At 64.6% G+C, this 17,979-nt stretch carries 14 protein-coding genes; 4 read left to right on the plus strand and 10 right to left on the minus strand.

Going from position 1 to position 17,979, the window contains the following annotated elements; all coding sequences use genetic code 11:
* The first annotated feature begins 47 nt into the window (after positions 1–47).
* The 3 genes from CH292_RS19900 (at position 48) to CH292_RS19910 (ending at position 6,228) form a co-directional block, all read left to right on the plus strand.
* The gene (locus CH292_RS19900) at positions 48–1,652 is read left to right on the plus strand and encodes an alpha/beta hydrolase (RefSeq protein ID WP_179278021.1); all 1,605 of its coding nucleotides are present in this window, start codon (positions 48–50) and stop codon (positions 1,650–1,652) included.
* Positions 1,653–1,753: 101 nt separating this feature from the next.
* Positions 1,754–3,094 (plus strand): type I glutamate--ammonia ligase, encoded by a 1,341-nt coding sequence (gene glnA, locus CH292_RS19905; RefSeq protein ID WP_019665997.1) that lies wholly within the window; start codon positions 1,754–1,756, stop codon positions 3,092–3,094.
* 98 nt (positions 3,095–3,192) lie between these two features.
* Positions 3,193–6,228 (plus strand): bifunctional [glutamine synthetase] adenylyltransferase/[glutamine synthetase]-adenylyl-L-tyrosine phosphorylase, encoded by a 3,036-nt coding sequence (locus tag CH292_RS19910; protein ID WP_094655564.1) that lies wholly within the window; start codon positions 3,193–3,195, stop codon positions 6,226–6,228.
* A 15-nt stretch (positions 6,229–6,243) separates the two neighbouring features.
* On the opposite strand, the gene CH292_RS19915 is transcribed toward CH292_RS19910, so the two are convergent.
* From CH292_RS19915 to glnA (CH292_RS19935), 5 genes are all read right to left on the minus strand, one after another.
* The gene (locus tag CH292_RS19915; protein ID WP_037160278.1) at positions 6,244–7,212 is read right to left on the minus strand and encodes a glycine betaine ABC transporter substrate-binding protein; all 969 of its coding nucleotides are present in this window, start codon (positions 7,210–7,212) and stop codon (positions 6,244–6,246) included.
* A 14-nt stretch (positions 7,213–7,226) separates the two neighbouring features.
* Complete coding sequence (locus CH292_RS19920; RefSeq protein ID WP_051104930.1) at positions 7,227–8,003, minus strand: ABC transporter permease; 777 nt, start codon at positions 8,001–8,003, stop codon at positions 7,227–7,229.
* A 41-nt stretch (positions 8,004–8,044) separates the two neighbouring features.
* On the minus strand, positions 8,045–9,235 hold the full coding sequence (locus tag CH292_RS19925; protein WP_027498843.1) for an ABC transporter ATP-binding protein: 1,191 nt from the start codon (positions 9,233–9,235) through the stop codon (positions 8,045–8,047).
* On the minus strand, positions 9,228–9,878 hold the full coding sequence (locus CH292_RS19930; RefSeq protein ID WP_019665992.1) for an ABC transporter permease: 651 nt from the start codon (positions 9,876–9,878) through the stop codon (positions 9,228–9,230). Before CH292_RS19930 ends, CH292_RS19925 begins: the two co-directional genes overlap by 8 nt.
* A 225-nt stretch (positions 9,879–10,103) precedes the next feature.
* Positions 10,104–11,540: a type I glutamate--ammonia ligase gene (gene glnA / locus CH292_RS19935; protein WP_019665991.1), complete on the minus strand. Its 1,437-nt coding sequence runs from the start codon at positions 11,538–11,540 to the stop codon at positions 10,104–10,106.
* A 202-nt stretch (positions 11,541–11,742) separates the two neighbouring features.
* Here glnA (CH292_RS19935) and CH292_RS19940 point away from each other — a divergent pair, with 202 nt between their 5' ends.
* On the plus strand, positions 11,743–12,213 hold the full coding sequence (locus tag CH292_RS19940) for an RDD family protein (protein ID WP_019665990.1): 471 nt from the start codon (positions 11,743–11,745) through the stop codon (positions 12,211–12,213).
* Positions 12,214–12,248: 35 nt separating this feature from the next.
* Here the strand turns inward: CH292_RS19940 and CH292_RS19945 are convergent, their stop codons facing one another.
* From CH292_RS19945 to sucB, 5 genes are all read right to left on the minus strand, one after another.
* A complete protein-coding gene (locus CH292_RS19945; protein ID WP_019665989.1) occupies positions 12,249–13,004 on the minus strand; it encodes a DUF4191 domain-containing protein in 756 nt (251 codons plus the stop codon).
* Between the two features lie 54 nt (positions 13,005–13,058).
* Positions 13,059–14,072 (minus strand): lipoyl synthase, encoded by a 1,014-nt coding sequence (gene lipA, locus CH292_RS19950; RefSeq protein ID WP_026347929.1) that lies wholly within the window; start codon positions 14,070–14,072, stop codon positions 13,059–13,061.
* Between the two features lie 10 nt (positions 14,073–14,082).
* On the minus strand, positions 14,083–14,847 hold the full coding sequence (gene lipB, locus CH292_RS19955) for a lipoyl(octanoyl) transferase LipB (protein WP_020111959.1): 765 nt from the start codon (positions 14,845–14,847) through the stop codon (positions 14,083–14,085).
* A 38-nt stretch (positions 14,848–14,885) separates the two neighbouring features.
* Positions 14,886–15,776, minus strand: a complete 891-nt coding sequence (locus CH292_RS19960; protein WP_019665986.1) for a TIGR01777 family oxidoreductase — start codon at positions 15,774–15,776, stop codon at positions 14,886–14,888.
* Between the two features lie 149 nt (positions 15,777–15,925).
* Positions 15,926–17,686: a 2-oxoglutarate dehydrogenase, E2 component, dihydrolipoamide succinyltransferase gene (sucB, locus tag CH292_RS19965; RefSeq protein WP_094655565.1), complete on the minus strand. Its 1,761-nt coding sequence runs from the start codon at positions 17,684–17,686 to the stop codon at positions 15,926–15,928.
* Positions 17,687–17,979 lie beyond the last annotated feature (293 nt).

Consider the following 17,979-nt stretch of genomic DNA (forward strand, 5'->3'; position numbering starts at 1 on the left):
CTAGTGCCGCAGACTGCACCTCGCCCGCTCTGGCACGATTTCACCTCATGAGCGTCTCCTCGGATCCGACAGCACGTACCCGCCACGGACGGCGTCACGGACTAACGGTGGCGACAGCCCTCGGTGCTGTCGCGGTGACGGTGGCTGCCGGCTGCGGGAGCGCCGACGTCGAGTCGGGCACGCCGCTGCCGGAGAACACTGCGTCGGCGTCGCCAGGTGCCGGCGTGATCCCAGCAGGTCTCGAGCGTTATTACACGCAGGAACTCGACTGGGGGTCGTGCGACGACTACAACACCGATGGAACCGTGCTCGGAAGTTCCGTCGAGTGCGCCCGTGTGACCGTTCCGCTCGACTACCAGGACCCGGACGGCCCGACAGCACAGATCGCGGTGTCCCGCGTGCAGGCGTCGGGGGAGCGCACCGGATCCATACTGTTCAACCCGGGCGGACCCGGGTCGTCCGGTTTGTACCTCGCCACCCAGGCCGAGGACACCGCACTCGCGGAGAACTTCGACCGAATCGGCTTCGACCCCCGCGGAATCGGCGCGTCGACGCCCGCAGTTCGGTGCCTCACCGCGGAAGAAACCGACCTCGAACGCGCCGAGCCGGACGTCGACGTCTCGCCCGAAGGCATCGCCGCAGTGGAGAACGATCATCGCGAGTACGCCGCGAAATGCGTCGAGCGAACAGGTGCCGACGTACTCGAACACGTCGGTACCCGTGAGGTCGTGCAGGACATGGACGTCATCCGATCGGTTCTGGGCGACGAGAAGCTCACCTACCTCGGCTATTCGTACGGAACGCGGATCGGCGCCGCCTACGCGGAAGCGTTCCCGGACAGAGTCCGCGCCATGGTTCTCGACGGTGCACTCGATCCCGAGCAGAGCCCCGTCGACGAGGCCGTCGAGCAAGGAGCTGCGTTCCAAGGCGCATTCGAGGCGTTCGCCGAGGACTGCGCACAGAGCGAGGCGTGCCCTCTCGGGCCGGACCCGGCCGCCGGGGACCGGACGTTCAGGGAGCTCGTCGACCCACTGATCCAGACGCCCGCCGCCACCACGGATCCGCGCGGACTCGGTTACGACGACGCGATCACCGGAACGCAGCAAGCCCTGTACTCGCAGAGCCTGTGGCGGATCCTGCGTGTGGGCCTGGCGGAACTGCAGGAGGGCAGGGGAGACACCTTGCTCCGCCTTGCCGACACCTACAGTGGCCGTCTCGACGACGGCACCTACTCCAATCTGGACGACGCGTTCAACGCCATCCGCTGCGTCGACGATCCACCGACCACCGACCGCGCCGAGGCCGGAGAAGCAGACCGACGGTATCGGGAAGCTGCTCCTTTCCTCGACGACGGACGCGGAACCGGAAACGCACCGCTCGATGTCTGCGCGTTCTGGCCCGTCCCCAACACCAGCACTCCCTACACGATCTCGGCCGAGGGACTTCCGAAACTGGTCGTGATCTCGACGACCTTCGACCCGGCGACGCCGTACCAGGCAGGCGTCGAACTTGCCCGTCAACTGGACGCGGACCTGATCACGTTCGACGGGGCCCAGCACACGGTTGCGTTCTCCGGCGAGAACTGCGTCGACGAACCGGTGGTCGACTACCTCGTCGATCTGACCCAACCAGGTAACGATTTGGTGTGCTGACGGAACTTCACGGGTGTTCTTCCCCAGGTGAGAGCTATCCGAAGTGAGACCGAATTCACGATGTAACACAGATTTAACGCGGTTTGCTTAGTCTCGCGGACATGGATCGCCAAAAGGAATTCGTGCTCCGGACACTGGAGGAGCGGGACATCCGTTTCGTCCGCCTGTGGTTCACCGACGTTCTGGGGTACCTGAAATCCGTCGCGATCGCGCCGGCGGAACTCGAAGGAGCGTTCGACGAAGGCATCGGCTTCGACGGCAGCGCCATCGAAGGCTTCGCACGCGTCTCGGAGGCCGACACCGTCGCCAAGCCGGATCCGTCGACGTTCCAGATCCTGCCGTGGTCCACGAGCAAGGGTCACCAGCACTCCGCGCGCATGTTCTGCGACATCGCGATGCCCGACGGTTCGCCGTCCTGGGCCGATTCGCGCCACGTGCTGCGCCGTCAGCTGAGCAAGGCCGCCGACCTCGGGTTCAGTTGCTACGTGCACCCCGAGATCGAGTTCTTCCTCCTCAAGGACAGCCCCGAAGACGGGTCTCCGCCCACGCCTGCGGACAACGGCGGCTACTTCGACCAGGCCGTGCACGACTCGGCGCCGAACTTTCGTCGCCACGCCATCGACGCGCTCGAGTCGATGGGTATCTCGGTCGAGTTCAGCCACCACGAGGCAGCGCCCGGTCAGCAGGAGATCGATCTCCGCTACGCCGACGCGCTGTCGATGGCCGACAACATCATGACGTTCCGCTACGTGGTCAAAGAGGTCGCGATCGAAGAGGGCGTCCGCGCGACGTTCATGCCCAAGCCGTTCAGCGACCAGGCCGGCTCGGCGATGCACACTCACATGAGTCTCTTCGAGGGAGACGCCAACGCGTTCCACAACCCGGACGATCCGATGCAGTTGTCGGAGACCGGCAAGTCGTTCATCGCAGGCATTCTCGAGCACGCCAACGAGATCAGTGCCGTGACCAACCAGTGGGTCAACTCCTACAAGCGTCTGGTCCGCGGCGGTGAGGCACCGACGGCGGCGTCGTGGGGCCCGGCGAACCGATCCGCTCTCATTCGCGTCCCGATGTACACGCCCAACAAGGCGTCCTCGCGTCGCGTCGAGATCCGAAGCCCTGATTCTGCGTGCAACCCGTACCTGGCCTTCGCGGTGTTGCTCGCTGCCGGTCTGCGCGGCATCGAGAAGGGCTACACGTTGCCCCCCGAGGCCGAGGAAGACGTGTGGGCACTGACGTCCGCCGAACGGCGTGCGATGGGCTACAAGGAGCTTCCGGGCAATCTCGATCAGGCCCTCAACGCGATGGAGAACTCGGAGCTCGTCGCCGAGGCTCTCGGCGAGCACGTCTTCGACTTCTTCCTCCGCAACAAACGTCGCGAGTGGGAGGAATACCGCAGTCATGTCACCCCGTACGAATTGAAGGCGTACCTGGGGTTGTGAATCGGACGGGCGCCGATGGGCTAGGTTTTACCCGTTCGAGGTAGTTTCCCCCGCGGTGAGGTGAATCAGGTGTCACGCCAGAGTCGAGGTGTTCGCTGATGGTGCGTCCACCGACGTCACGTTCGGTTGTTCCCGGCGCAGGACGGCTGGGACTGGTCGAATCCACCGCGCCCACCGACCTTCGCACGCTCGGATGGGTGGACGAGGACAGCCTCGAACTGTTGTGGTCGCTCTCGCGGGCAGCCAACGCCGACCTCGCGCTCCGCACCGTCGTCCGGTTGAACGATGCACTCGGTGACAAGTTCGCCGAGTTGGACTCCGCACTGCGGACGGACAAGGGTCTTCGCGGTCGGCTCTTCGGGTTGGTGGGTGCGTCGAGCGCCCTCGCGGACCACCTCGTCTCCGATCCGCAGGCGTGGCGCCTGCTCGCCTCGCCCGACGGCAAGTCCACCGGTCGGATAGACCTGCCGAGCAAGCAGCAGCTCACCGAACAGTTGCTCGCAGCGGTGCAGGCTAGCCCGGAGACCGGGGAACATGCGTCCTCCGAACTGTATCGAGCGTCCGTCACCGGACCGGAAGCCGTTGTCGCGCTGAGGAAGACCTACCGCGACCAGGTGATGGTGCTGGCGGCCGCCGATCTGGCCGCCACCGTCGAGAACGAACCGGTTCTGCCGTACCAGCTCGTCGGCAATCAACTTTCGGACATGGCCGACGCCGCCCTCACCGCAGCTCTCGCCGTGGCCATCGCCACCGCCTGCCCGGACAAACCGTGCCCCAGCCGCATCGCCGTCATCGCGATGGGCAAATGCGGTGCCCGAGAACTGAACTACGTCTCCGACGTCGACGTCGTGTTCGTCGCCGAACCCGCGGATGCAACCGCCAGCCGGATCGCAGGCGAAATGATGCGAATCGGCTCGTCCGCGTTCTTCGAGGTCGACGCTGCGCTGCGCCCCGAGGGTAAACGCGGCGAACTGGTGCGGACACTGGATTCGCACGTCGCCTACTACAAGCGCTGGGCCAAGACGTGGGAGTTCCAGGCGTTGCTCAAGGCACGTCCGATGACCGGAGACATGGAACTCGGGCACAGCTACGTCGCCGCGTTGAATCCGATGGTCTGGCTGGCGTCGCAGCGAGAGGACTTCGTTCCCGAGGTTCGGGCGATGCGCCGTCGGGTCGAGGAAATGGTCCCACCGGAACTGCGCGAACGAGAGATCAAACTCGGACGTGGCAGCCTTCGCGATGTCGAGTTCGCCGTGCAGTTGCTCCAACTCGTGCACGGCCGCACCGACGAGTCGTTGCGCGTGCTGGGGACGACCGATGCGCTGACGGCGTTGACCGACGGCGGGTACATCGGCCGCGACGATGCGGCCAATCTCACTGCGTCCTACGAGTTCCTGCGCCTCATCGAGCATCGCCTGCAGCTGCAGCGGATGAAGCGAACGCACACCTTGCCTCCGCCCGACGACGAGGAAGCATTGAGGTGGCTGGCACGGGCCGCACACATGCGGCCCGACGGCAACAGAGATGCGCTCGGTGTGCTGGCCGCGGAGATCAAGCGCAACGCGCAGCGGATCCGCAGGCTCCACGCGAAACTGTTCTACCGGCCGTTGCTCGACTCGGTGGTCCGATTCGACTCCGACACGGTGCGGTTGACGCCCGACGCCGCGATTCGGCAGCTCGCAGCGCTCGGATACGCGGCACCGGAAAATGCACTCGGGCACCTTCGCGCGCTGGTCGGTGGGGGAGCGCGGCGCGGTCAGATCCAAGCGGTGCTGTTGCCGACGTTGTTGGAGTGGCTCGCCGACACCCCGGACCCGGACGCTGGGTTGCTCAACTATCGTCGACTGTCCGAGGCGGCGAGCGAGCAGACGTGGTTCCTGCGCACTCTGCGCGACGAGGGTGCTGTGGCGCAGCGTCTGATGATCGTGCTCGGTTCGTCCGCATACGTCCCGGAACTGCTGATCAAGGCGCCCGAGGTCATCCGTCTGTACGCGGACGGTCCCAGCGGACCACGTCTGCTCGACGCCGAACCCGAGGAGACGTATCGCGCGATCCTGTCGTCGTCGGGACGCTACGAGGACCCGGTCCGTGCAATCAACGCCGCACGCGCTCTGCGCCGTCACGAACTCGCTCGCGTCGCCTCCGCGGACATCCTCGGCATGCTCGACGTGCCGCAGGTCTGCCGGGCACTGTCGTCGGTGTGGGCAGCAGTCATCAACGCGGCTCTCGCCGCGGCCGTTCGGTCCAGCGTCGCCGAGCGGGGTGAGCCGGCACCGGCAACGCTCGCGGTCATCGGAATGGGGCGACTCGGCGGCGGTGAACTCGGCTACGGCAGCGACGCCGACGTGTTGTTCGTGTGCGAGCCGGCGGAAGGCGCCGACGACAGCGCTGCAGTCAAGTGGGCCAACGGTATTGCCGACAAGATCCGCAAGCTGCTCGGAGCGCCGAGCACCGACCCGCCGCTCGAGGTCGACACCGGCCTTCGTCCCGAAGGTCGCAACGGCCCCGTGGTTCGTACGCTCGCCTCCTACGAGGCGTACTACGCCCAGTGGGCGCAGGCATGGGAAGTTCAGGCGCTTCTGCGTGCTCACCAGGTCGCGGGTGACGAGGACCTCGGCATCCGGTTCCTGCTGATGGTGGACAGGATTCGCTACCCGGAAGGCGGGGTGTCTCAGGACGCTGTCCGCGAGATCCGACGGATCAAGGCGCGCATCGACTCCGAGAGACTGCCCAAGGGCGCCGACCCTGCCACACACACCAAACTGGGCCGCGGCGGGCTGGCAGACATCGAGTGGACCGTGCAGCTGATCCAGCTGCGACATGCACACGACGTCAAGTCATTGCACAACACGTCCACGCTGCAGAGCCTGGACGCCATCGGTGCAGCAGAGCTGATGAGCGAAACCGATGTCGAATTGCTGCGCGAAGCATGGATTCTCGCGACGAAGGCCCGCAACGCGCTCGTCCTCGTCCGTGGCAAACCGACCGACCAGCTGCCTCGACCGGGCCACGTGCTCTCCGCGGTGGCCAAGGTCGCCGGCTGGGACAACGGCGACGCCGGAGCCTTCCTCGACAACTACCTGCGAGTGACGCGTCGCGCCAAGGCAGTGGTGGAGCGGACCTTCGGAGCGTGAAGGCCCGCCCGTCCGTCACTGCGCGGTGACGAAGCCCTCCGACACCAACCAGTCGCGGGCGGCGTCGGCGGGCTCGATGCCCTCGACGTCGACCTGCCGGTTGAGTTCGGTCATCACCTGATCGGTCAATTTCTCCGAGATCGGTGCCATGACCTCGGCGACCTGTGGGTGCGCGTCGGCGAAGGCCTTTTTCATCACCAGGGCCGGATTGTACTTGGGGAAGAACGCTCGATCGTCCTCGAGCAGAACCAGATCGAGGGCGATGATGCGCCCGTCGGTGGTGAACACTTCACCGAACTTGCACTGTGTTCCGTCTGCGGTGGCCTGGTAGATGATGCCGGTCTGCAGGATCTGGCGCGGCGCGGCACCGGGGTCGAACTCGTACTTCGCGGCCATGCCCGGATATCCGTCCTGACGGACGTTGAATTCGGTTTCGACGCACGTGGTTGCCGCTGCCGGGTCGGTGCGGACCAACTCCGCGTAATCCGACAGGGTGCGGATCCCGGTCTGCTCGGCTGTCTGCCTGTTCATCGCGAGGGCATAGGTGTTGTTCATCGGGGCGGGCACGGCCCACACCATGTCGTTCGCTTCCAAGTCGGCATCGCGGACTGCTTCGTACTGCTGCTGCGAGTCGGGAAGCGGAGTTTCGTTGCCCAGGTAGTTGATCCACCCCGTTCCCGTGTACTCGTACGTCAGATCGATCTGACCGGCGAGCTGCGCCTCCCGGGTGCTGTTGGACCCTTGGATGTTGGTGAGGTCACGGACATCGGCGCCTGCCGCGGACAGTGCGAATTCGATGATGTAGCCGAGGGTGATCTGCTCCGTGAAGTCCTTGGATCCCACAGTGACCTTGACGCCGTCCAGCTCCGGGACGGGCTCGATACTGCCGGGGCCGACGGCCAGAGGCAGAGCGCCTCCGGATTCGAGGCCGCACCCGGTCATCAGTGCGCCGCACAGGGCGACGGCAACGGCGGTCCGTCTCATGCTCGTCGTTCTTCTCATCGCAGTCCCCGAGGTCCGAGGAACTGCTCCGCCAATGCGCCCAGCCAGTCGATGAACAACGCGAGCGATACCGCCAGCACTGCACCGACGACGAGAGTCACGTTGTCGCGCAACTTGTATCCGGTGTCGATGAGAATTCCCAACCCACCTGCGCTGACGAGGAAACACAGCGTCGCGGTGCCGACCGCCAGGACCAGCGACGTACGAAGACCAGCCAGAATGTAGGGGACGGCCAACGGGAACTCGATTCTGCGCAGCACCGTCATCGGCGACATGCCCTGGCCTCGACCGGCGTCGATCAACGTCCGGTCCACTTCCTGATAACCCAGAATCGTGTTGCGCAGCACCGGAAGCAACGAATAGAAGGCGATGGGCAGCACACCGATCCAGAATCCGGTCTGTCGCGTGGCGAGATAGAACAGGACGAGCAGGCCGATGGCAGGAGCGGCGGCACCGATGTTGGCGATGCCGACGAAGAACGGGGCAAGCTTGGTGTACCCCGGTCGAGTGAGTACCGTGCCCAACGGAACTGCCAACGCAACGACGATGACGACCACGGCCGCCGTGATCAGGATGTGCTGCCAGGTCAGAGTGAGAATGTTCGAGACGCTGATACTGCCCTGCTGCGTCGCCGTGAGATCACGACTGAAGGCCCAGATCAGCACGCCCGCGACCAGCACCACGACGAGCGCCGGTTGGACCAGCAGCCGAATGCGCTCGGCGCGTTTGGATGCGCCGCGCTCCGAGGCACCCTCGTCGGGTTCCGTTTCCATGTCCGGCGCCTCGGGCGTGGACGTCGTCCGTTCTGCCGTGGTCATGACTGGCTGACCTGTTCTTCCTGGTCGTCGTGATCGTGCTCGTGCGCTTCGCGCATCTTCTGCAGATGCCCGACGAGCGTGTCGATGGAGATCAGACCGACGTATTCCCCGCGTGGGCCGGTGACCACCGTGGACGCCGTGCTCTCGGCGAGCAGTGCTTCCAGTCCGTCCTGCAACGTCGACTGGATGGAGACGAGTTCGCCGATCGGAACGCCGACGCCGCGCAGCGACGATGCCGTCGCCAGATGACCGGGGGAGACCCACCGGAGCGGGCGGTTCCGGTCGTCGAGAATCAATCCCCACTGCCACTTTCGTGACGAGATCTTGGTGCGAATGTCGTCGACCGGATCGGATTCCCTGGCCGTCGGGCATTGCAGCAAGCGGACGTCACGAATTCTGGTCAGCGTCAACTGTTTCAGGGAAGCATCCGCACCGACGAATCCGGCGACCGTGTCGTTCGCAGGGTTGGCGAGAATGGCCTCGGGCGTGTCGTACTGCATGATCGACGACTGGTTTCCGAGTACCGCGATCCTGTCGCCGAGCTTGACCGCCTCGTTGAAGTCGTGCGTGACGAACACGATGGTCTTGCCCAGCTCACTCTGCAAACGCATCAACTCGTCCTGCAACAGACCACGGGTGATGGGGTCTACCGCACCGAACGGTTCGTCCATGAGCAGTACCGGGGGATCGGCGGCCAACGCGCGTGCGACGCCGACACGTTGCTGCTGGCCACCGGACAACTGCCGCGGGTACCTGTTTCGGTACGTGTCCGGGTCGAGTCCCACGAGATCCAGCATCTCGTCGGTGCGCTCGGAGATGCGTTTCTTGTCCCAGCCGATCAGGCCAGGGACTGTCGCAACGTTCTTCGCGATGGTCATGTGTGGAAAGAGACCGGCCTGCTGGATCGAATAGCCGATTCCGCGTCGCAGTTCGTCGGCGTCGATGCTCAAGGCGTCCTTGCCGTCGATGGTGATGGTTCCCGACGACGGCTCGATCAAGCGGTTGATCATCCGCATGGTCGTCGTCTTACCGCATCCCGACGGACCGACGAACACGACGGTCTCGCCGGCGGGAACCGTCAGCGACACGTTGTCGACGGCGGCCGTGTCCTGACCGGGGTATCGCTTGCTGACCGAGTCGAGCACGATGTCGACTCCCGAGACGTGCTGGTTGGTTGAGTTAGACACGAAGACCCCTCGAGGTGGTGAGCTTGCCGACCAGGACGAGGATGCCGTCGAGGATCAGAGCAAGGATGACGATCAGAACTGTTCCGACCAGTGCTTGCGGGACAGCGTTGGGGCTGCCGACGCGCGAAAGTCCGGAGAAGATGAGGTTCCCGAGCCCCGGGCCCTTCGCGTACGCAGCGATCGCGAGGATGCCGAAGATCATCTGGGTGCTCACGCGCATACCCGCGAGGATCGACGGCCAGGCCAGTGGCATCTCGATTCGTGCCAGAACTCGCCCTCGGTTCAATCCGACGCCCTTGGCGGCGTCCGTGACCGCCGGGTCCACCGAAGCGAGCCCGATGATGGTGTTCCTGATGATGGGAAGCAGTGCGTACAGCACCAGTGCGGTGATCGTCGGCGCGACGCCGAGACCCAGGATAGGAATCAACAGGCCCAGGAGGGCGAACGAAGGAATGGTGAGCACGGTGCTCGCCAGTGCTGTGGCGATTGCCGAGCCTGCAGGGGAGCGGTACACGAGCACACCGATCGCGACCGCAAGAATCGTTGCGATGACGATGGATTGCACCACCGCCGAGACGTGAAGGTACGAGTCGGTCAGCAATTGTTGCCGCCTGACCGATACGAAATTCCAGAGCGTGTCCATTGTGGTGCTGCCACCCTCTTTTCCCGTTCACCGACAGTCGGGGGCTTCGCCCCCAACCTCCCCCGGAAGCCATGACGGACAATCCGACCCATCGAGAATGGCTTGACGAGCGTGATGGCAAACCTTTTTTCAGAAAGTCGTTACCTTCCGTACACACGAAACCGCCCGCCCTGCGTGAACGCAGGACGGGCGGTTCGGTGTTCTGGACGAGCGCTTACGCTCAGATCACACGTCGTAGTAGAGCTGGAACTCGTACGGGTGCGGACGCAGGTTGACCGGAGCAATTTCCTGCTCACGCTTGAGCGAGATCCAGGTCTCGATGAGGTCGGTGGTGAAGACGCCACCCTCGGTCAGGTACTCGTGATCGGACTCGAGGCGATCGATGACGGCGTTCAGCGACGTCGGTGCCTGAGGAATGTTCTTGGCCTCCTCGGGCGGCAACTCGTAGAGATCCTTGTCGACGGGAGCGAGCGGCTCGATCTTGTTCTTGATTCCGTCGAGACCGGCCATCATCTGCGCGGCGAAGTTGAGGTACGGGTTGCCCGAGCTGTCCGGTGCACGGAACTCGAGGCGCTTGGCCTTCGGGTTGTTGCCCGTGATCGGGATACGCACGGCGGCGGAGCGGTTGCGCTGGCTGTACACGAGGTTGATGGGAGCCTCGTAGCCCGGCACCAGGCGGTGGTAGGAGTTGATCGTCGGGTTGGTGAAGGCCAACAGCGACGGAGCGTGGTGCAGGATGCCGCCGATGTAGTGGCGAGCCAGGTCCGACAGTCCGGCGTATCCGGCCTCGTCGTGGAACAGCGGCTTGCCGTCCTTCCACAGCGACTGGTGAACGTGCATGCCCGAGCCGTTGTCACCGAAGAGAGGCTTCGGCATGAACGTCGCCGACTTGCCGTGCTTCCATGCGGTGTTCTTCACGATGTACTTGAACAGCTGCAGGTCGTCCGCGGCTGCGAGCAGCGTGTTGAACTTGTAGTTGATCTCGGCCTGGCCACCGGTGCCGACCTCGTGGTGACCGCGCTCGAGTTCGAAGCCTGCGTTCTGCAGGTTGGTCGAGATCTCGTCGCGCAGGTCGACGTAGTGGTCGTACGGTGCAACGGGGAAGTATCCGCCCTTGGGGCGAACCTTGTAGCCGAGGTTGGGGCTGCCGTCGGCGTTGGCCTCGACACCGGTGTTCCAGGAGCCCGACACCGAATCGAGCTCGTAGAACGCACCGTTGATGCCGGAGTCGTAGCGAACCGAGTCGAAGATGTAGAACTCGGCCTCGGCGCCGAAGTAGGCGGTGTCGGCGATGCCGGTGGAGACCAAGTACTCCTCGGCCTTGCGTGCGACGTTGCGCGGGTCGCGGCTGTAGCTCTCACGCGTGAACGGGTCGTGCACGAAGAAGTCGATGTTCAGAGTCTTCGCGGCGCGGAACGGATCGACCTGCGCGGTCGTCACGTCGGGGAGAAGCATCATGTCCGACTCGTGGATGGACTGGAAGCCGCGGACGGACGAACCGTCGAAGGCCAGACCGTCTTCGAAGACATCCTTGTTGAACGCCGACGCCGGGATGGAGAAGTGCTGCTGGGTGCCGGGGAGATCCGTGAAACGGATGTCCACGTACTCGATGTTCTCGTCGGCGATGAACTTGATGACCTCTTCGGCCGTGGTGAACGCCACGCTTTTACTCCTTTGTCGAATTCCGTCGACCTGCACGTTATGGACCTGGTGTTGCCCACCAGTCAAGGCTGTGTTTCGCCCGTGTTACACGTCGTGCTCTCTGCATGTAACCGTGAGCGACGACGCACTGCGTCGTGCTCTCCCGAACACACTACGGTGACGGTGTCCGGGTCGGTCCCGCGCGGCGCCTATCCTGGAGTGCATGGCACGAATGACAGGTTCCTGGTTGTCCGGCCCGAACGCGGCGATGCCCGACGACGGAACCGAACAGAACTTCCCCGGGGAACGCCTCGGTCTCCCGCAGGACGGACCGGGTGCGGTTGCGGGACTCGGTCGACGAACTCTCGCGCTCCTGGTCGACTGGTTCATGTCGATGGGCATTTCCGCACTGATCATCAGCGTCACCGGTATCGGACAGTCGATGTCCACCATCACGCTTCTGGTGTGGTTCGTCCTCGGTGTTGCGTCCGTCAGCATCTTCTCGTTCACACCGGGACAGTTGATCGTCGGGATTCAGGTGGCCCGCGTCGACGCCTCTGCTCGAGTCGGCTTCGTCCGAGCCCTCGTCCGCACGTTCTTTCTCCTGTTCGTGTTCCCGGCCATCATCTCCGACCACGACGGCCGGGGCATGCATGATCGCGCCACCGGAACAGCGATGCTGCGCGGTCGGTGACCGCGCAGCATCGTCTTGGAGATATTGTTCGATCGTCAGCGGCGCTTGATGGTGCGCTGAACGCCCTTCATCTTCGCTCCACCGGGAATCGGGCCCTTCGGCATCGCCGGCCCACCCTTCGTTCCCAACGCCGACAGACGCGATTCGATGGTGTCCATGCGCTTGCTGTCGATGTTGTTGGGAAGCTTCGCCAGGTACTTCTGCAGGCCCGACAGCGGAATCTGATTGTCCCCGTTGCCGATGACGATGTCGTAGATCGGGGTGTCACCGACGAGGCGGGCAGTCTTCTTCTTCTCCTGAGCGAGAAGTGACTTCACGCGCTGAGGGGCGCCTTCGGCGACGAGAATGACACCCGGCTTGCCGATCACCCGGTGGACAGCGTCCAGCTGGGTGGTCCCGGCGATCGCGTTGGTGACGCGCCACGAGCCACGAAGGTTGTCGAGCGCCCAGGCAGCCGCACCGGCCTGGCCGTCGGCCTTCTTGTACACCGACTTCTGGACACGACGCCCGAAGATGATGAACGCGGCGAGCACGCCGAGGAGCAGACCGAACGGCAGCAGGAACCATTCGATACCGATGATCAAACCGATCAGAAACGCGATGACCGTGATTCCCACGATCGCGCCGATCATCAGCGGAAGAAGAGCCTTGTCTTCCTTCCGCTGCATCTGGAACGCCTGCCACAACTGACTGCGACGTTCTTTCGACGCCTGCTTCCGAGCGGCCTTCGCTGCTGCTTTCGCTTCTTTGCTGGGCTTACCTGCTTTGCCCGCTTTACTGCCGTTCGCCATGCTTCACAGGATACGTCCCGACATCCCGTCGTCATGCATCGCGCCGGGAGTGGATCAGCGAGCCGCCAGGCGCGCCATCAGAGAACTGGCTTCCTGCGACGCTTCGCCGCCCTCGACCAGGTGCGCCATGCTCGCCGGCAGCTCACGTCCATGGTGCTGCATGGCCTGCGCGTACAGACGCCCGGCGCGGTACGACGAACGGACCAACGGACCGGCGAGAACACCGGCGAAACCGATCTCGGTGGCGTAATCGGAGTGCTCGACGAACTCCTCCGGCTTGACCCAACGCTCGACCGGGTGGTGCCGCGGGGAGGGACGCAGGTACTGCGTGATCGTCAGGATGTCGCATCCGGCCTCGTGGAGGTCGCGGATCGCTTCCTGGACCTCTTCCGGGGTCTCACCCATGCCGAGGATCAGGTTGGACTTGGTGACGAGGCCGTCGTTGCGCGCCGCGGTGATGACGTCCATCGACCGCTGGTACCGGAACGCGGGCCGGATTCGCTTGAAGATGCGGGGGACCGTCTCGACGTTGTGCGCGAGCACCTCGGGACGTGAGGAGAACACCTCGGCCAACTGCTCGGGGCGAGCGTTGAAATCCGGAATCAAGAGCTCGACGCCGGTGTTCGGGTTCAGCTTCTTGATGTAGCGGACCGTCTCCGCGTACAGCCATGCGCCGCCGTCGGCCAGATCGTCACGAGCGACGCCGGTGATGGTCGAGTACCGCAGACCCATCGCCTGGACACTTTCCGCGACGCGGCGGGGTTCGTCGCGGTCGAGATCCTCCGGCTTGCCGGTGTCGATCTGGCAGAAGTCGCAGCGGCGGGTGCACTGCTCACCGCCGATCAGGAACGTCGCCTCGCGGTCTTCCCAGCATTCGTAGATGTTGGGGCATCCGGCTTCCTCGCACACCGTGTGCAAGCCCTCGCGTTTGACCAGCCCCTTGAGTTCGGAATACTCCGGACCCATCTTGGCCTTGGTCTTGATCCAGTTGGGCTTGCGCTCGATCGGGGTCTCCGCGTTTCGGATCTCGAGGCGGAGTAATTTGCGTCCTTCTGGGGCCACAGTCACGGTTTCGATGCTACGCGCCGAACTTCACGGTGGTGAACTGCGGGTTGGTGGAGACTTGTACCACATCGGGGCGCGCTACTGGGTGTTCGCTGACCAGCAGAGACCCGTCGAGAGCAGCGGTGACCGCGTCCACGACAGCAGCAATCACGTCGTCGACGGTTACCTCGCGGCCCAGCTCGCTCGTGAGGGACGTGACGCCCGCGTCGGCAATGCCACACGGGACGATGGCGTCGAACCCGGACGTCGAGGAATTGCAGTTCAACGAGAACCCGTGCAGCGTGACGCCGCGCTGCACGCGAACGCCGATGGCCGCGATCTTGCGCTCGGGCAGAAGAATTCCGTCTCGGACCTCGGAGGCGAGCCACACACCCGATCGCCCGTCGATGCGTCCGCAGTCGATGCCCAGATCCGTGCACACGGCGATCAGAGCCTCCTCGACACGACGGACGTACCGCACGACGTCGATCGGCTGCGCCAACTTCACGATCGGATAGCCGACGAGTTGGCCCGGGCCGTGCCAGGTGATCTTGCCGCCGCGGTCGACCTCGATGACCGGCGTACCGTCTTTCGGGCGATCCTCGGGCGACGTGCGCCGTCCCGCGGTGTACACCGACGGATGTTCCAGCAGCAGCAACGTGTCGCGTCCGACACCCTCGGCGCGCATGTCCGCGAGTGCGCGCTGGCGATCCCACGCGTCGAGATAATCGACCGTTCCGAGCCGGGACACCTCGATGGAGTCGGAACTTTCGCGTGCGGACACAACACCTTCGGTCATAACCGTCGACGTTACGCCGACCCTGCGCGCGAACGGAATCAGCTCCCGACGGCCGCGCGCAGCGCCTCGCCGACAGTGTTGTGTTCGAACGTGAACCCGGTGTCCTCGAGGACCTTCGGGATGGCTCGCGGGCCGGTGAGGATAGCTTCCTCGGCGAACTCGCCGATCACCAGACGAAGCGCGAATCCGGGAACCACCCAGGGTGCCGGTCGCTTGATCGCTCGCGCAAAGGCGCTGTTGAACTGAGCATTGGTGACCGGAGCCGGACCCACCATGTTCACCGGACCGCGCACGGCGTCGTTCTCGATGCTGTGGATGATCCCGCCGATCTCGTCCTTCAACGAGATCCACGGAAAGTACTGACGCCCGCTACCCAGACGACCGCCGAGCGCGAGCAGATACAGCGGGCGCAGTTTGCCCATCATCCCGCCGCGGCGCGACAGGACCACTCCGCTCCGGAGCATCACCGTCCGTACCCCGCCGGCGACGGCATCGGCCGTCGCGAGTTCCCAGTCGCGGCACACTTCGGCGAGGAACCCCTCGCCGACACCGTCCGATTCGTCGACGATGCGATCGCCGGTGTCGCCGTAGAAGTTGATGCCACTGGCGTTGACGAGAGTCGGGATCCCGTGCTCCGCACAGGCACCCGCCAACACCTCGGTGGGCGTGATCCGGCTGTCGCGGACCTCCTGCTTGTACGCACCGGACCACCGCTTGTCACCGATGCCGACTCCGCAAAGATTCACCACGGCGTCACACGAGCGAAGTGCACGCTCGTCGACCGTTCCCGCCGGAGGATCCCACTGGAATTCGTCCGGCCCTGCCGGTGCGCGACGCACGAGGCGGGACACCTCGTGACCTCGTCCGCGCAACGACGCCACCAGGGCGGTACCGATCAATCCCGAAGAACCTGCAATGACGACGCGCATGGTGTTCGACGCCCCTCTCGACGGTTTCGGGGCGCCACCCGCAGTGCGAGTGGCGCCCCGATTGTGTGGTCTACCCCGATTGTTCGAGGACGATCACGTCCGGAATGTCTGGTACCTCACGATACAGACACAGCCGCGCTCGTGTCGGATCAGATACCCAGGTCCGCCTCGAACGAAGCATCTTCCAGACGCTGCTTGATCGTCGTCAGGAAACGACCGGCATCCGCACCGTCGACCAGGCGGTGATCGTAGGTCAGCGGCAGGTAGACCATCGAACGAACACCGATGGACTCGTTGCCCGCCGCATCCTTCACGACGACCGGACGCTTGACGATCGCGCCGGTACCGAGCATCGCAGCCTGCGGCGGAACCAGAATCGGCGTGTCGAACAACGCGCCCTGGCTACCGATGTTGGTGATGGTGAACGTGCCACCGGACAGCTCGTCGGGCTTGAGGCCACCGGAGCGTGCACGCGACGCGATGTCGGCGATGGCGCGAGCCAAGCCGGCCAGCGACAGATCGCCCGCGTTGTGAATGACGGGCGAGAGCAGACCCTGATCGGTGTCCACGGCGATACCGAGGTGGACATCGGCGTGGTACGTGATCTCCTTCTTGTCCTCGTCGATGCTGGCATTGACGTTCGGGTGCGCCTTGAGTGCCTCGACGACCGCCTTCGCGAAGAACGGCAGGTACGTCAGGTTGACACCCTCGTTCTTGGAGAACGTCGACTTCGCCTTCGTGCGCAGCGCAGCGATCGTCGTGACATCGACCTCGAACGTCTGCGTGAGCTGAGCCGTGGTCTGCAGCGACTCACGCGTCTTCTTCGCCGTGATCTGACGGATGCGGTTGATCTTCTGAGTCGTACCGCGAAGGTGAGCGAGCTCGGGGCGAACGCCTGCGGTAGCCGGAGCCGCCGGAGCGGACGCGGCAGCGGGAGCCGCGGCCGGCGCCTCGGCCTGAGCGGGAGCCTTCTTCGCTTCCGCTGCGGCGAGCACATCCTGCTTGCGGATACGCCCGCCGACACCGGTGCCCTTGACCTCGGAGAGGTCGACATCGTTGTCCGCGGCGAGCTTGCGCACGAGAGGAGTCACGTACGGAGTCGCGTCACCGGACGGTGCGGACTCCTGCTTCTTCGGAGCTTCCTGCTTGGGAGCTTCTGCCTTCGGGGCTTCCTGCTTGGGAGCTTCCTGCTTTGGGGCTTCCTTGGGTGCTTCCTGCTTGGGTGCTTCCGCGACCGGCTCGGGCTTCTTCTCCGGCTCGGGAGCCTTCTCGGGCTCGGGGGCCTTCTCAGCCGGTGCACCGGACCCGATCACCGCGAGCTGACCACCGATCTCGACGGTGTCGTCTTCCTCGGCGTTGATCTCGAGCAGCGTGCCTGCGACGGGGGACGGAATCTCGGTGTCGACCTTGTCGGTGGAGACCTCGAGCAGTGGCTCGTCGACCGCAACCTCGTCGCCGACCGCCTTCAGCCACCGCGTGACGGTTCCTTCGGTCACGGACTCGCCCAGCTCGGGCATCTTCACCGGGGTGCCGGAGCCGCTCGGGTCGGACTTCGCAGCGGGAGCCGCGTCCTCTGCCGGTGCCTCTTCCTCGGCCTGAGGCTCGGGCTCGGCGGCCGGTGTGGGCTCTTCCTCGGCTGCCTCGGGCTCTGCAGCGGGCGCGGACTCTTCGCCTGCGTCGCCGATCTGCGCGAGCTCGCCACCGATCTCGACGGTGTCGTCTTCCTGAGCCACGATCTTCGTCAGAACGCCAGCAGCGGGGGACGGGATTTCGGTATCGACTTTGTCCGTCGATACTTCGAGCAACGGTTCGTCGACCTCGACGGTGTCGCCCTCCTGCTTGAGCCACCTCGTGACAGTTCCCTCGGTGACGCTCTCACCAAGAGCTGGCATCTGGACGGAGAAGGCCATGTCTGTTGACTCCTCGACAGTTGTATGCGGGTAAATTCAGTTCCTACGACTTGTGGTCGCAGAACAGTGTGTGGAAACCAGTGCTGAAACTATTGTGCTGGCGCTGCAAGGTTCGCGGACGATACTTGCGTTAATTGCGACGAGGTGGTCGACGGACGTCCGCGCCAGGGCGCCCGAACCGGATGTGGCGAGACGGTTGGCCGAAGACGATCGGCTGACTCCAGCTGGCACCTCTACGCCCTTCCATCCGCGATCGGCAATCTTTCTCGACAACGAGAGAGTTGAACCCTCTA

The sequence above is a fragment of the Rhodococcus sp. 14-2470-1a genome (assembly GCF_002259425.1).
GTDB lineage: Bacteria > Actinomycetota > Actinomycetes > Mycobacteriales > Mycobacteriaceae > Rhodococcoides > Rhodococcoides fascians_E.